The organism is Variovorax sp. YR634 (assembly GCF_900106655.1).
GTDB lineage: Bacteria > Pseudomonadota > Gammaproteobacteria > Burkholderiales > Burkholderiaceae_C > Variovorax.
In genome coordinates this window covers 1-16,008 of record NZ_FNOL01000016.1, presented here as the reverse complement: position 1 = coordinate 16,008, position 16,008 = coordinate 1, and the positions used below count along the sequence as shown (strand labels likewise).

9 protein-coding genes are annotated in these 16,008 nt (G+C 67.8%); 8 read left to right on the top strand and 1 reads right to left on the bottom strand.

Translation table 11 applies throughout. The features are described 5' to 3' along the window. Positions 1-4: 4 nt before the first annotated feature. The 3 genes from BLV60_RS23250 (at position 5) to BLV60_RS23240 (ending at position 5,188) form a co-directional block, all read left to right on the top strand. On the top strand, positions 5-3,298 hold the full coding sequence (locus BLV60_RS23250; protein WP_093057778.1) for a carboxyl transferase domain-containing protein: 3,294 nt from the start codon (positions 5-7) through the stop codon (positions 3,296-3,298). Positions 3,299-3,363: 65 nt separating this feature from the next. Continuing rightward, a complete protein-coding gene (locus BLV60_RS23245; RefSeq protein WP_093057658.1) occupies positions 3,364-4,683 on the top strand; it encodes an SGNH/GDSL hydrolase family protein in 1,320 nt (439 codons plus the stop codon). Between the two features lie 133 nt (positions 4,684-4,816). Beyond that, a complete protein-coding gene (locus BLV60_RS23240) occupies positions 4,817-5,188 on the top strand; it encodes a YXWGXW repeat-containing protein (protein ID WP_093057657.1) in 372 nt (123 codons plus the stop codon). Between the two features lie 51 nt (positions 5,189-5,239). Here BLV60_RS23240 and purU read toward each other — a convergent pair whose 3' ends face one another. After that, complete coding sequence (gene purU, locus BLV60_RS23235) at positions 5,240-6,106, bottom strand: formyltetrahydrofolate deformylase (RefSeq protein WP_093057656.1); 867 nt, start codon at positions 6,104-6,106, stop codon at positions 5,240-5,242. A gap of 69 nt (positions 6,107-6,175) precedes the next feature. Between purU and BLV60_RS23230 the strand changes: the two genes are divergently transcribed. The 5 genes from BLV60_RS23230 (at position 6,176) to BLV60_RS23205 (ending at position 15,902) form a co-directional block, all read left to right on the top strand. Then, on the top strand, positions 6,176-7,510 hold the full coding sequence (locus BLV60_RS23230) for an omega-aminotransferase AptA (protein ID WP_093057655.1): 1,335 nt from the start codon (positions 6,176-6,178) through the stop codon (positions 7,508-7,510). Positions 7,511-7,635: 125 nt separating this feature from the next. Beyond that, complete coding sequence (locus BLV60_RS23225) at positions 7,636-8,184, top strand: methylated-DNA--[protein]-cysteine S-methyltransferase (protein ID WP_093057654.1); 549 nt, start codon at positions 7,636-7,638, stop codon at positions 8,182-8,184. Between the two features lie 386 nt (positions 8,185-8,570). After that, positions 8,571-9,089 (top strand): hypothetical protein, encoded by a 519-nt coding sequence (locus BLV60_RS23215; RefSeq protein WP_256216883.1) that lies wholly within the window; start codon positions 8,571-8,573, stop codon positions 9,087-9,089. Between the two features lie 14 nt (positions 9,090-9,103). After that, positions 9,104-10,501, top strand: coding sequence for a CsgG/HfaB family protein (locus BLV60_RS23210; protein ID WP_093057651.1), 1,398 nt, complete (start codon positions 9,104-9,106; stop codon positions 10,499-10,501). A 73-nt stretch (positions 10,502-10,574) separates the two neighbouring features. Continuing rightward, complete coding sequence (locus BLV60_RS23205; protein WP_093057650.1) at positions 10,575-15,902, top strand: beta strand repeat-containing protein; 5,328 nt, start codon at positions 10,575-10,577, stop codon at positions 15,900-15,902. The last annotated feature ends 106 nt before the right edge of the window (positions 15,903-16,008 follow it).

The window sequence follows — 16,008 nt, the reverse complement described above, 5'->3', positions numbered from 1 at the left end:
TTTGCTGTTCTCCAAAGTTCTGATTGCCAACCGCGGCGAGATCGCCGTGCGCCTGGTGCGCGCGCTGCGCGACCTGGGCATTGCCAGCGTGGCGGTGCATGCGCGCGACGACACGGCAGCGCTGCATGTGCAGCTGGCCGACACAGCAGTCGCGCTCGATGCGACCGGGCCTTCGGCGTATCTCGATGTCGCGGCGCTCATCGCGGTGGCCAAGGCGCAGGGCTGCGATGCGGTGCACCCCGGCTATGGTTTTCTCAGTGAGCGTGCCGATTTCGCACAGGCCTGCGCGGACGCCGGCCTTGTCTTCATCGGCCCCACGCCGGAGCAGCTCGGCCTGTTCGGCGACAAGGCCCGCGCACGCGCACTGGCCACGCAATGCGACGTGCCCGTGATGCCTGGCAGCGCCGGCGCAGTGACACTCGCACAGGCGCAGGCCTTCTTCGCCGAGCAGCATGCGCAGGGCGCGGGCGTGATGGTCAAGGCCATCGGCGGCGGTGGCGGGCGCGGCATGCGCGCGGTGCTGAACGCTGAAGAACTGCCCGAGGCGCATGCGCGCTGCATGTCCGAAGCCAAGGCCGCATTCGGCATCGAAGGCGTGTATGTCGAGCGGCTGATGCGCAATGCGCGGCACATCGAAGTGCAGGTGCTGGGCGACGGCCACGCCGTGGCTAGCCTCGGCGAGCGCGAGTGCACGCTGCAGCGGCGCTTTCAGAAACTGGTGGAGATCGCGCCGAGTCCTTCGCTGCCTGAGGCCTTGCGCGCGCAGGTCACGCAGGCTGCGCTGCGCATGGCGAAGACGGTGGGCTATCGCGGCCTCGGCACCTTCGAATTTCTGGTCGATGCGGCATCGACGACGCTGCCCTTCGTCTTCATCGAGGCGAACCCACGCCTGCAGGTCGAGCACACGGTGACGGAAGCAGTGACGGGGCTGGATCTCGTGCAGTTGCAGATCGCCGTGGCAGCGGGGCAGTCGCTGGGCGAACTTGGTGTTGAACCCGATCGCACCGCACCGCAGCGCGGCTTTGCTGTGCAGTGGCGCATCAACGCGGAGACGCTGGATGCGCAAGGCAACGCGCGGCCTTCGGGCGGCACGCTCGCGCGCTTCGATCTGCCGGCAGGCCCCGGCGTGCGCGTTGACACGCACGGCTACGCGGGCCTTGCGCCTTCGCCGCACTACGACACGCTGCTCGCCAAGCTCATCGTGCATTCGCCGTCGCCGCGTTTCGAAGACGCGCTGCGCCGATCGCTGCGCGCGCTGGACGAATGCCATATCGACGGCATCGCCACGAACCTATCGCTGCTGCGCGCCATCGCGGCGCGGCCCGAGTTTGCGACGCAGGCGGTGCATACGCGTTTCGTGGAGGCGCATCTGGGCGATCTGCTGGCGGTTGCGGCAGCGCTTGAAAAGCATGCGAAGAAGACGGCGGTGGCACCCGTAGCGCAAGCGGTCGTCACCGAGGACGACTCCGACGAGCTGACCGTCAAGGCCCCGATGCCAGCCCGTCTCGTGCAGTTCGAAGTTGCCGTCGGCGACGTGCTGCCCGCCGGCGCGCAACTCGGCGTGCTCGAGGCCATGAAGATGGAACACCTGCTGCACGCACCGGTGGCCGGCCGCGTGGTCGCGCTGCTGGCCGAGCCCGGCGACTACCTGGTCGAAGGCCAGTCGCTGCTGCAGCTGGAAGCCGTCGATGCGCAGGCCGTCGAGGTCGAGGCGCGCGCCGAGCACGACCTCGACGCGATCCGCCCTGATCTGCAGAAGGTCATCGACCGCCACGCGCCCACGCTCGATGCCAACCGCAAGGCTGCCGTCGACAAGCGGCACGCACAAGGCGGCCGCACCGCGCGCGAGAACATCGCCGACCTGTGCGACACCGAGTCCGACCCCGGCAACTTCATCGAATACGGCGCGCTCGCCATCGCTGCGCAGACGCGGCGACGCACGCTCGAAGACCTGATCGCCAACACGCCCGCGGACGGCATGGTCACGGGCCTGGGCAGCATCAACGCGAAGCAGTTCGGCCCTGAGGTGTCGCGCTGCGCCGTGCTGGCCTACGACTACACCGTGCTGGCCGGCACGCAGGGCATGCGCAATCACCACAAGACCGACCGCCTGCTGGCGGTGGCGCATCAGCTCAAGCTGCCTGTAGTGCTGTTCGCCGAGGGCGGCGGTGGTCGTCCCGGCGATACGGACATGCCGATCGTCGCGGGCTTGAACAACCACACCTTCAGCCAGTTCGCGGCGCTGTCGGGCAAGGTGCCCGTGGTGGGCATCGTGCATGGGCGCTGCTTCGCGGGCAATGCGGCGCTGCTGGGGTGTGCCGACGTGATCATCGCCACCAAGGGCAGCAACATCGGCATGAGCGGCCCCGCGATGATCGAGGGCGGCGGGCTCGGCACCTTCGCGCCCGAGCAGATCGGGCCCAGCAGCGTGCAGTCGCGCAACGGCGTGATCGACATCCTGGTGGAAGACGAAGCTGCTGCTGTCGCTGCTGCGAAGCAATACCTGTCGTACTTCCAGGGCGCGACCGCCGACTGGCAATGCGCCGACCCGCGTACGCTGCGCCATGTGGTGCCCGAGAACCGCCTGCGCGTGTACGACGTGCGCGCCGCGATGCGCGGCGTGGCCGACACCGGCTCGCTGCTCGAACTGCGCGCGGGTTTCGGCGCGGGCATCGTCACTGCGCTTGCGCGCATCGAGGGCAGGCCGGTCGGACTGATGGCCAACAACCCGCACCACCTCGGCGGCGCGATCGATGTGGAAGCGGCCGACAAATCCGCGCGATTCATGCAGCTTTGCAATGCGCACGGCCTTCCAATTGTTTCGTTGTGCGACACGCCCGGCTTCATGGTCGGGCCCGAAATCGAGGCGCAGGCACAGGTGCGTCATGTGTGCCGCATGTTCATGGTGGCTTCGCATCTGCGCGTGCCGTTCTTCGCCGTGGTGCTTCGCAAGGGCTACGGACTGGGCGCGCAGGCGATGACTGCGGGCGGCTTCGACGCACCGGTTTTCACCGTGGCCTGGCCCACCGGCGAATTCGGCGCGATGGGGCTGGAGGGTGCTGTGCGGTTGGGTTTTCGCAAGGAACTGGCCGCTGCACCCGAGGGTGCGGAGCGCGATGCGCTGTTCAAGAAACTCGTCGCGCAGCAGTATGCGAACGGCGAAGCGATCCACATGGCGCAGACGCTGGAAATCGACGCGGTGATCGATCCGGCCGAGACGCGCACCTGGTTGGTGCGTGGCTTGTCTTCTGCCACGAAGGGCTCGAGTGTTGCTGCTCCCTACGTAGACACTTGGTAACCCGGCCTTAGACCTCGTCACGCGCGGGGGAACAGTGGCTCCGTACACTGCGACGCTTTGCGCGCATGAAACTGGTTTCCATTTGGGCAGAGCGCCTGCGCGACGTGACCGTCGCGCACTGGGTGGCAGCCCTTTGCCTCGCAGTGCTGGCCGTCGGCGTGCAGGCTGTGACGCCCGACGACCATCCACGGCAGCCCGCCGAGGCGCATTGGGTTGCGAGCTGGGCCGTGGCGCCGGTCGATTTCACGGAGATGGCCGCAGCCCCCGGTGGTGCGAACTATTCGTCGCCTGCCGGCAATGACCTGCGCGGGCAGACACTGCGCCAGAAGGTTGAACTGTCGCTGGATGGCGAGCGCATCCGCATCCGCTTCTCGAACCGCTTCGGCAAGACACCGCTGCGCATTGCCGCCGCAAGCGCGGCACGCGGCACCGGCGCCGATGCGTTCTCGCCGACCACGCTGCGCGTGCTGCGCTTCGGCGGCCGCACCACCATGACCGTTGCGCCCGGCGCGGACGCCTGGAGCGATGGCATCGACCTGCCGGTGCAGGCGGGCCAAACGGTGGTCGTGAGCGCCTTCTTCGACCGCACCACGCCGTTTGCCACTGTCTCCATGCTGGAGCCGGGCGCGACATGGGTAGCGCCCGGCAACGCAGTGATGGCACCGAAGCTGAAGAACCCCTCGCCACTGGTGCTGAACCAGATCGTGACCGGGCTCGACGTGCTCACCACCAAGTCCGTGCGCACCGTCGTGGCCTTCGGCGACTCGATCACGATGGGCACCTCGGAGGGCAACTTCGGAGCCTACCCCGACATGTTGGCCACTCGCTTGCGTGATACGCAGCGCGAAGGGCAAGACGTTGCGGTGCTCAATGCCGGCATTGGCGGCAATCGCCTGCTGGCCAACGGACTGGGGCCCAGCGGCCTCTCCCGGTTCGAGCTCGATGCGCTGCGGCAGAGCAGCGTGACGCACGCGATCATCCTTATGGGCACCAATGACATCGGCCGCACCCTGTTCGCCAAGGTGCCGGGCGCCGAGCTGAAGCCGCGCGACATGCCGACGGCCGAGCGCATCACCGAGGGGTTGGAGCAACTGGTCAAGCAGGCCCGCGCCAAGGGCGTGAAGGTGCTGCTCGGCACCGTGCCGCCATTCAGGAACACGCCTTACTGGAGCGAGGGCAACGAGGCCATGCGCGAAGCCGTCAACCGCTGGATCCGCGGCCAGCAGGACATCGACGGCGTCGTCGATTTCGATGCGGCATTGCGCGACCCTGCGGACCCGAAGGCGCTGAATCCGCTGTTCGATTCGGGCGACCACCTGCACCCCAACAAGGCCGGCCATGCGGCGATGGCCACGGCCATCGATCTGCGCGAATTGCAGGAGTGAGCGCTCGCCGGGGCGCTCGAAGGCGCTCAAAGGCGAGTCACAGCTTTACACAAGACTTCGTGCATTGCTTACAGGCGGTTCACATGGACTGGGCAGCATGAAGGCTCCTCCAACAACTCATGAGGAGTCCTTCATGAAAAAACTCGCATTGGCTCTTTCCGTCGGCGCTGCATCGCTTCTGTCGGTGGGCGCATTGACTGTTCCCACGGCCGCGCAGGCGCAACCCGTGGTCATACAGGTGGCGCCGCCCCCTCCGCGCTCCGAACGCGTGCCCCCGCCGCGCCGCGGCTATGTGTGGGCGCCGGGGCACTATGAGTGGCGCGGTGGGCGCCATGTATGGACCCGCGGCGTCTGGGTGCGTGCCCGTCCGGGCTATGCCTACCGTGCGCCGGAGTGGCGCGAGGAAGGCGGACGCTGGCAGTACAACGCAGGCCGCTGGGACCGTGACGGCGATGGCGTGCCGAATCGCTACGACCGTCGGCCGAACAACCCTAATCGCAACTGACGCTGAGCGGGATGCATGCCTCCGAAGTGGAGGCATGCTTTTTTCGGAGGCCTAGCGGAACACCACCGTGCGGTGCCCGTTCAAAAGCACCCGGTGCTCGCTGTGCCACTTCACCGCGCGCGCCAGCACCTGGCTCTCGGTGTCGCGGCCGCGGGCCGTGAGGTCTTCCACGGTGTCGGTGTGGTCGGCGCGGGCCACGTCCTGCTCGATGATCGGGCCTTCGTCGAGGTCGGCCGTCACGTAGTGGGCGGTGGCACCGATCAGCTTCACGCCGCGGTCGTGTGCCTGGTAGTAGGGCTTGGCGCCCTTGAAGCTGGGCAGGAACGAGTGGTGGATGTTGATCGCGCGGCCGGCCAGGTTGCGGCACAGGTTGTCGCTCAGGATCTGCATGTAGCGCGCGAGCACCACGAGTTCGGCGCCTTCGGCCTCGATGATTTCAAGCTCCTTCGCCTCGGCCTGTGCCTTGGTCGCGGCCGTCATCGGGATGTGGTGGAAGGGCACGTTATAGCTGGCGGCCAGCTGGTAGAAGTCGCGGTGGTTCGAGATGATGGCGCGCACGTCGATGGCGAGCAGGCCGCTCTTCCAGCGGAACAGCAGGTCGTTGAGGCAGTGGCCTTCCTTGCTGACCAGGATGACCGTCTTCATCGGCTCGGCGGCGGCGTGCAGTTGCAGCGTCATGCCGAAGCCGGCGGCGAAGGTCTTCAGCTCTTCGCGCAGCGTGGCTTCGCTGTGGTCACCGCAGGCGAAGCGCACCCGCATGAAGAAAAGACCCGTGTCGTGGTCGTTGTACTGGGCGGCCTCTTCGATGTTGGCGCCGCGCTCGAGCAGGAAGCCCGACACGGCGTGCACGATGCCTGTCCGGTCGGGGCAGGAGAGGTTCAGGATGTAGGCGGGCGAGGTAGGCGTAGAGGTCGTCATCAGGGCGTGATTGTCGCAGGGGTGCCAGAATCGCGATTTTCCTCGACCACATAACCGCAGGAGACACGCATGGCCTTCCAGGACTTCAACATGGACAACCAGTGGTTGCCCTTCACCCCCAACCGTCACTTCAAGAAAGACCCGCGGGTGTTCGTCGCGGCCGACGGCATGGAGTTCACCACGCACGACGGCAAGAAGGTGATCGACGGCATCTCGTCGCTGTGGTGCGTGGGTGCGGGCCATAACCGCAAGCCCATCAACGAGGCGATCAAGAAGCAGCTCGACACGCTCGACTACGCCACCGCCTTCCAGGTCAGCAACGACAAGGCCTTCAAGGCGGCCGAGATGATCGCCTCGCTTGCGCCCGGTGACCTCAACAAGGTGCTGTTCTGCAACTCGGGCTCCGAGGCTGCCGACACTTCGATGAAGGTGGCTCTGGCCTATCACCGCGCGCGCGGCGAAGGCCACCGCAACGTGTTCATCGGCCGCGAGAAGGGCTACCACGGCGTGGGCTTCGGCGGCATGTCGGTGGGCGGCATTCCGGGCAACCGCAAGGTGTTCGGCTCGGCCTTTTTGCCGCGCGTGGACCACATGCGCTTCATCCATGACCCGGTGAACCACGCCTACATCCACAACGAGGAGCCGGTGTGGGCCGAAGACCCGCTGGTCGAGCTCGAAACCCGCATCCTGCCGCTGCACGACCCGAGCAACATCGCCGCGATCATCGTGGAGCCCGTGGCCGGTTCGGCCGGCTGGTACCTGCCGCCCAAGGGCTACCTGAAGCGACTGCGCGAGATCTGCGACAAGCACGGCATCCTGCTGATCTTCGACGAGGTCATCACGGGCTTCGGCCGCATGGGCACCAACTTCGCGTCCGACTACTTCGGCGTGGTGCCCGACATGCTGAACTTCGCCAAGTGCGTGACCAACGGCGTCATTCCGCTGGGCGGCGTGATCTGCCGTGACAAGCTCTACGACGCGATGATGAAGACCGACGCGCCCGAGCACGTGGTCGAGTTCTTCCACGGCTACACCTACTCGGGCCACCCGGTGGCCTGCGCAGCGGCCATTGCCACGCTCGATCTCTTCAAGGAAGAAAACCTGTTCGCACGTGCCGGTGAAATGGGCAAGGTGCTGGGCGATGCCTTCCACAGCACCTTCAAGGGCCTGCCCAACGTCATCAGCATCCGCAGCCTCGGCCTTGCCGCGGCGGTGGAGCTCGCGCCCATCGCGGGCACGCCGGGCAAGCGCGCTTATGAAATCTTTCTCGACTGCTTCCACAAGGGCGCGCTGGTGCGGCCAGCGGGCGACGTGCTGGTGATTGCGCCGCCGTACATCGTGGAGAAGTCGCACATCGACACGCTGGTGAACACGCTGGCGGATTCGATCAAGGCACACGCCTGAGCGGGAAGGCAGCGCCGGCGTGAGCCGGAGATCGATGTCCGGATACGGCGAGTGAAGGCGGCAGGGAACGCGCAACATGTGAATGTTCGCGGCCCTGCCGCCTTCTCTTTTGTGAGGACACGATCATGAAGCTGCAACTGAGCCATCTGGCTTCGCCGATGGGCGAACTTCTGCTGGTCACCGACGCTGCCGGTGCCATTCATGCGCTGGATTTCGCGGACCATCGCGCCCGCCTGCATCGCCTCCTGCGGGAACTTCACGACAAGGTGGAGCTGACCGAAGGCGCCGCGCCGCAAACGGTGGCCGATGCCCTCGATCGCTACTTCAACGGCGATCTCACGGCCATCGAAACGCTGCCCGTCGCAAGGCTGGGCAACGCGTTGCAGCAGCAGGTCTGGGAGGCGCTTCGCCGCATTCCTGCAGGCCGCACGACCAGCTATGGTGAACTGGCGAGGCAGCTCGGCTTCGACGATCCGCGCGCGGCCATCGATGTCGGTGCCGCCAACGGGTCGAATCCGATCAGCATCGTCGTGCCGTGCCACCGTGTGATCGGCAAGAACGCAGACCTCAAGGGCTACGCCGGCGGTGTCTTCCGCAAGCGGCACTTGCTGCAGCACGAAGGCGCGCTGCCGGCTGCGGTCGGGAAAGTCGGTGAAGCATTTCTTCTGCTTTGACAGAACTCGGCGAGCGCTTCACGCTTCGGTCCTCACTAGAAGAACGGGGGACGAAGATGTCGAAAAACATCGAGCGATGGATGAGCCGGCCGCTTCCTGCGGGTCGCCAGGTCGCTCTCGTGATGGTGACGCTCGGCTCTGTCACCGCCTGGTTGTTGTTCTGGTTCGGCGACTAGCCTGACCTGCTGACGCGCACACCTGCGTGCGCGGCTGCGACCCCTGCGCGCTTGCGCGAGCCCTTGGGTTGCCCTCCTCATTTCTACCGGTTCCCGGGATACCTCCTACCGGTTCCCGGGATACCGGCCGTGGCCGTCGATCCCTAGCATCCCCTCCCGAAACGTAGCACTTATGAGTTCATCAAGTGCGTCTTCCAGAGAGGGACCGTCATGCAACGCGTATTTCTTATGGCACTGGTGTGTGCGCCTTTGGCTGCGCTCGCCAACAACGTCGGCGAGAACGCCGCATGGCAGTTCCAGACCAGCACCGACAAGGTGAACCAGGCCGCGATCCAGGACATGATCCGCAAGCAGAAGAGCGGCTACTACTCGGCGCCGGTCTACAACACGACCAACAACATCGGTCGCCAGTACAACTGCAACGTCTCCGCGACCTCCACGGGCAACGACGGCAACAACAGCACGGTCGCGAATTCGCCGTCCACTTCGGGCGCGACTTCGAATGCCTCGGGCAATGACAGCCGCACCGCGGTAGGCACCCTCGGCGGCGCGACGGTAGGCACCACGCAAGCCAACTCCGGCGCGGTCGGCTCGGCCATCGTGGGCGGCACCAGCACGCAGGTGCAGGGCGCGGCCAACCAGGCTCTGAACTCGAATCAGAGCAACTCGGGTGCGCAGACCGCGAGCGTCGGCGGCAGCTCGGCATGCGCGTTCGGCGTGCTCAATTGAACGGGGCACGCGACATGCAATACCCCATCACCCGCACCTTCGCGCTCGCAGCCATCGCCACGGTGGCGCTCGCCGGTTGCGTCTCCGCTCCGCAGCAACGCTTTGCGCCCAACGAGGCACCCGTGGTGCTCGGCCCCTCGGTGCGCGACAACATCACGCCGATGGAGGCGGTGCTCGCCTGCTACGCCGACCATATCGCGGCCACGCGGCGTCCGCCCATCGTCATCGGCGTGGGCGACGTGAAGGACTACACCGGCAAGTACAGCATCAACGAAGGCAACGCGATCACGCAGGGCGGCGCGCTGATGGTGTATTCGGCACTCGGCAAGCTCGGCGGCGCGGTGAGCATCGCCGAGCGCTTCGACCCGGTGATCGCCGAGCGTGAGCTCGCGTACGCCGACCGCCGCCAGCTCGGTGACGGCCGCACGCACCAGGTCGGCGGACCCAACGGCGGGCAGGCGGTGCCGTGGTTGCCGTACTTCGGCGGCACGATCAACAAGTCCGACTACTTCATCGTCGGCGGCATCACCGAGCTCAACTACAACATCAACTCGGGCGGCGCGGAGTTCGCGGTGAACCAGGTGGGCGTGAAGGCGCGCACCTTCAGCCAGTCGGTGAGCGTGGACCTGCGCATCGTCGACACCAAGTCGCTGATGGTGGTGCGCACGGTGAGCCTCACCAAGCAGTTCAATGGCTACGAAGTGGGCCTGAACGTGTTCCGCTTTTTCGGAAGCAAGCTGTACGACGTGGACATCGGCGCCAAGGGCCAGGAGCCTGTGCAGATGGGCGTGCGCGCGGCGCTGGAAGAGGGAGTGGTGCGGCTCATGGCGGCCGTCACGCAGGTCGACCACCGGCCTTGCATGACGATGCGCCCGGGCGCCGGCGAGCAGATTCCGGTCGTGCCCGCGGCCGACCTGCGCAAGGTCGACAACCCGGGCGATGCCACCGTGGGCGGCGCAGCCGTGACTTCGCCCGTGGTGCAGAGCGGCGTGGCCGTCAATGCCGCGGGGCAGGGCGGCGCGCGCCTCACGGGCACGGCGACGCAGGTGTCCTTCGACTTCGGCGCGACCACGCTCGGCGGCAGCTCGCTTGCGCTGATTGACCAGATCGCGGGCCTGGCCAAGAAGGGCTCGACCGACATCGTGCTGGTGGCGCGCGACACCGAGAACTGGGACGCCCGCAAGCGCGACGAGCTCACCGACCAGCGCATCGCTGCCGTCACCTCGGCCCTTGCCAACCGCGGCGTGGCACCGGGCGCCATCAGCCTCACATGGCGGCCCGATGCCGCCGACACGTCGATCCACCGCGACGGCCCGGGCCTGCAGGAGATCGCCAAGCTGCGCATCGGCAGCGCGGTGGTCGGCGGCGCCGCGCCAACCTCTTCTTCCGACGGCGCAGTCAAGGGCGACTGACCTGCCGTTCCGCGCGCATCGCGCATCCACTTTCCGACCCAGACCGCTTCCACAACATCCGAGGAGTCACGCCATGAAAGCACGCAAGATCCAGAGCCGGGCCGTACGCGCGCCCATGTTCAGCCGCAGCAGCATCGGCACGGCCGTCGCGATGGCGCTGATTGCAGCAGCCTCCGGCGCACAAGCCGCGGAGACCTCGGTCGACGCTGCCTACAACGGCACCGCCACCGGCACGCCGACGGTGAACTCGGACATCAACAACACCGGGGCCGTCAACGCCACCATCACCAGCGCCACCGTAGGCACGACCTCCACCGGCACGCCGCTGAATCCCAACCCGGTGGCGATGAGCACCAGCGGCAACCTGGTCGGTGCGAGCGCCACCGGCAACAGCTTTGCCAACAGCATCCAGCCGGCGCCCGGCACGCCGGTGAACAACGCCGCGACGCTGGGCGTGGCGACCAACACCGGCGTGATCAACAGCGCAGTGAGCAGCAGCAAGCTGGCAGTGGAATCGAGCACGCTGCAGACCGGCAGCGTGGTCAACGCGGACAACACCATCTCGGCCACCACCACGCTCAACAGCGGCAGCTCGGCGGTCTCGGGCGCCGCCGCGGTCGGCGCCTCGCCGCAGGCCGGCACCTCGGTGCTGACCTATCCGGCGGGCGCACCGCTGTTCGATGCCAAGGGCAACATCGTGGTGACCTCGCTGCAGTCGGCCACGGGCGCGAGCTCCAGTGCGCAGGTGCTGGGCAACACGGTCGACCTGATGCTGACGGCGAGCCCGGGCATCACGCTGACGACGGCAGCCGTGCTCGAACGCAATTCGATCTCCGCGGTGCTCAAGGCCAACAGCGCCACCAGCACGGCCGAAATCCAGTCGGGCGGCGCGCCGGCCTTCGCGGGCTCGGCGGTGGTCGCGAACCTGCAGGCGAACGGCAACGGCATCCTCGCCGCCACGCACAGCGCAACCAATACGGGCTCGGTGATCACGGGTCTCGTGAGCGGCGTGCCTGCCGGCGGCTCCAACGTGCTGCAGGGCTCGCTGTCGGTGCAGGGCAATGCGATCTCCAGCGCGGCCACGGGCAACGAGGCGCTGGGCACCACCGCCGGCACGGCGGGCAACCGCATCCTGATCGACGACGTGACCATCGCGGGCACCGGCACGGCAGCCACCGCGGCCAACAACAGCATCCACAACGGCGTGGGCGTGACCAGCAACGTCAACAGCGACCTGGCCATCGTCAACAGCCAGGGCAACATCGGCGTGACCACCTTCGCCCAGACCGCGGGCGCACAAATCCTGGCCGGCGTGCAGTCGAGCAAGAACAGCCAGGTCACGCTCGCGGACAACAGCATCACGGCGGACGCCACCGGCAACACGGCGTCGAGCGCGATCGCCAGCGGCAAGAACGCGGCTTCGTTCACCGGCACGGCGGCGGTGTCGAACCAGCAGGCCAACTCGGCGGCACCGCTGACGGCGTTCCTGCTCCCGTCGGTCATCTCGGCGCAGACGGGCGAGTCGCCCGGCACGGGGCAGACCAGCGGCAGTTCGGTCACCGTGTCCGGCAACACATCGGCGGCCACCGCGCAGGGCAACCAGATCACGCAGAGCCTGGCGATCCAGGCAGCCACGGTAGCGCTGGGCAACGGCAACGCCGTGCTCACGGGCGGCACCAACTCCGACGGGCGCGTGTCCGCCAGCGGCGCGGCGACGCTCACCAACCTGCAGGGCAACTACAACGGCAGCGGCCCCGCGGCGCTCAACTTCGGCTCGCAGATCCTGCTGACCGCCAGCGGCGGCGGCGCACCGGTCGCGAACAACACGCTGGCGCTGACCGACAACCGGCAGGAAGCCGTGGCGCTCGGCAGCGGGGCCACCAACACGCTCACGCTCAGCGGCAACTCGGTCGGCACGGGCGCGGGCATCGCGAGCGTGCAGATGTCGGATGCAACCTCCGGTGCCGGCGCGGCGCTGTTCGCTCCTGAAGCGCGCATCACGGTGAACGGCAACCTCACGGGCGGCTCGGTCGCGCTCACCGACAACCTGCAGCGCGCCATTGCCTACGGCAACTCGGCGACGAACACGCTGGGCGTGAGCGCGGGCAACCTGGCCGCGGCGCCAGGCCCGTTCCTGGGCGCACCGGCCTCGACCGTCACGGTCGATGTGCTCAGCGGACTGCCGTTCAGCAACGCGGCCGGCGCCCTGCCGACGGTGACTGCGGCCTACGGCATCCTGAACGACCAGTCGGTGCAGGGGAACATCGGCAGCTCGGCGACCGGCTCCAACACCTTTGCGGCGAACGTCAACGGCAATGTCTCGGGCGCCAGCGTCGCGAACAGCGACAACGCCTTCGTCGCAGCCACCTACGGCAACGACGCCGCCAGCGGCGTGACGCTGGGCCTGAACAACGTGAGCGGCTCGAATGCCTCGATCGCCAACGTCACCAACACGCAGGCTGTGGCGGGCACCAACACCGTCATCTCGGCCATCGCGGCCGGCGGCATCGTGGCGCGCACCACGGTCACGGGCACGCTGAGCAACAGCTCGGTGTCCAGCTCGGACAACGCGGCGCAGGCACTGGCCTACGGCAGCCGCGCCACCGGCAACACGGTGAAGGTGACGGGCAACAACATCGACACCTCCGGCCTCTCGCTGGCGGGTGCGACGCTGACGGGCAACGTGCTCGCCACCACCGCCGCCTTCAGCGTGCAGAACGCGCAGTCGGGCCAGGGCACGGTGTCGGCGCAACGCAGCGGCGGGCCTGAAGTGCAGACCACCGTCACCGGTGCCATCAGCAACTCGAAGGTGGACGCCAGCGGCAACACCACGCTGGCCGGCGCGACCAGCAACAGCGCCGTCAACGGCGTGAGCGTGGATGCAGTCGGCGTCTCGACCACCACCGCAGTGCAGAACCTGCAGCTCACCAGTGCGGCGGTCAGCTCGCTGACCGGGCAGGAAGGCGCGCTGCTCAACAACAAAGACGGCGTGCAGGTGGTGCTGGGCGGCGCGAGCATCCAGAACTCGCAGGTCGCTGTCGACGGCAACGCCGCCGGCGGCTCGGCCACGGGCAACGCTGCCGTCAATCGCATCGACGTGAAGGGCAACACCATCGCCGTGGGCGACGGCTTGCCGCTTGCCGGTGCGACCAGCCTCGCGGGCCTGGCAGGTGCGGTCGGCGACCATGCGCTGTCGAGCATCCAGCTGGTGACGAGCCCGACGATCTCTTCCAAGGTGGCAGCCGCCTTCGGTGTCGACACGGCGGTCGGCGCGGTGATCTCCGGCTCGACGCTGAGTGCCTCCGGCAACACGCAAAGCGCGAAGGCCGTGGCCAACACGGGCAGCAACGCCATCACGCTCGCGGCCACCGATGTGTCGGCCCGCTCCGCGCTGCTGTCTGCACAGGGCAGCACGGCGGCGGTGGAGTCGCGCTCGTTCATGCAGGCCTTTGCGCCGGCCTCGGTGACGGGCTCGTCGGTGAAGCTCTCGAACAACGGCAACTCGGCGCTGAGCGTGATCAACGACGTGGACAACAAGGTCGCCGTTGCGGGCGGCTCGCCTGTCGCATCCTTCGTTCCCGCGATCATTCTTCAGGGGGCGCTGCCCGGCAACACCGCGGCGCTGGGCGACCAGGTGCTGGTGAACCGCCAGTCGGCCGGAACCTCGGCCACCAGCACCGCCGACACCGCGATCTACAACGAAGACAGCCTGGTGCCCGCCAACGCAGGCCTGGTCAACGGCAGCTTCACCGCCTCGGGCAACTCGACGTACTCGGAAGCAGCGGCCAACCGCGCGACCAACGCGGCCTCGCTGACCGGCGGCGCATCGCAGTCGGCCAAGACTGCGGTGCTGAATGCGCAGGACAGCAACGCAACCGTGGCAGCCAACGCCAACAACGTGACCAGGCTCACGTTGACCGGCCCCAACGCGCTCACCGGCAGCAGCGCCACGCTCGACGGCAACATCACCAGCGCAGCCGCCACCGGCAGCGCTGCCACCAACAGCATCGACGTGAAGAGCAGCACCATCGCCGGCAGCACGCCGCTGCCGGCCGTGGCCGCAGCCGGCCCGGCGCTGTTGGTGACAGTGACGGCAGACCACGCACTGGCCAACGTGCAGATGGGCACCGGGCCCGTGTCGGCCACCGCGACGGGCATCGTGGGCATCGACACGGCACCGGCATCCATCGTCGGCACCTCGACGCTGGGCGTGACGAACAACGGCCAGAGCGCGAAGGCCGTGGCCAACACGGTGCTCAACAGCGTGACGCTCGCAGGCTCCAACGTTGGCGCGCGCTCGGCGCTGCAGTCGACGCAGTCGGGCACCGCCGCGGTGACGGCAACGTCCACGCAGGAGCTGTTTGCACCGGCCGCATCCACCGCCTCGACAGTGCGCCTCTCGGGCAACAGCAATACGGCGCTGGGCGTGATGAACGATGCGACCAACACGCTGAGCGTGAGCGCGGTCAACACCCTGCCGCCGGGCGCGACAGGTTCGGCCACGCTGAACGAGACCGGCAGCGCCGATAACGTGGTGGCCACCGGCGACCACGTGCTGTCGAACCGCCAGTCGGCCGCATCGACCGTCAGCAGCACGGCCAATACGTCGATCCACAACGACGACAACGCCGCACCCACGCCGGGGCTGATCAACGGCGCGCTCACCATCTCGGGCAACAGCACCTTCGCCGAGGCCACGGCCAACCGCGCGGCCAACACCGCCACGGTGGCGAGCAGCGCGACGCAGGGGGCCAGCGTCGGCATCGTCAATGTGCAGGGCAGCACGGCCGGAGTGACGGCGACGGCCAGCACGGTGGCGAATGCGACGCTGGCGGGCGCGGTGCCGCTCAACGGCAGCAGCGTCTCGCTCGACGGCAACACCACCGTTGCCCTGGCGCGCGGCAATGCGGCGACCAACGTGCTCGAGTCCAGCGGCGGCAGCAGCTACGGCGGTGCGGCGACAGTGGGTTCGTCGAGCCTGGTCGGCACGCCGCTGGCGCTCAACGTCGGTGCGAGCGCGGCCATCCTCAACAGCCAAAGCAACTCGGGCGCGGTGTCGGCAACCAGCGTGGGCACGAGCTACCAGGTGGCGCTCAACAGCACCGGGGCTGGCGTGTCGAGCGGCTCGGTCGGCGTCACTGGCAACGCACTGGCGGCGCAGGCCGTCGGCAACAGCGCGACCAACCGCTTGACGCAGACGGCGCTGAACACCGGCGCGCCGAGCGCGGCCATCGGCAACTACCAGGTCAACACCGGCGCAGTGACGGCCACGGTGACGAGCGTGAACTTCGGGGTCGGCGTGTCGGGCGCGGTGGGCAATAGCACGCTGCGCACCACGGGCAACCAGATCACGGCATCGGCCACGGGCAACTCGGCGGTGTCGGCGATTACCTCGCGCTGAGCTGCTGCGTACTGACCCGTCCTGCCATAGGTTGACACCTATGAGGGACACAGAGCCGGCCTGTTCAAGCCGGCCAGAGACGCCCGATGGACCTCATCGGGCGTTT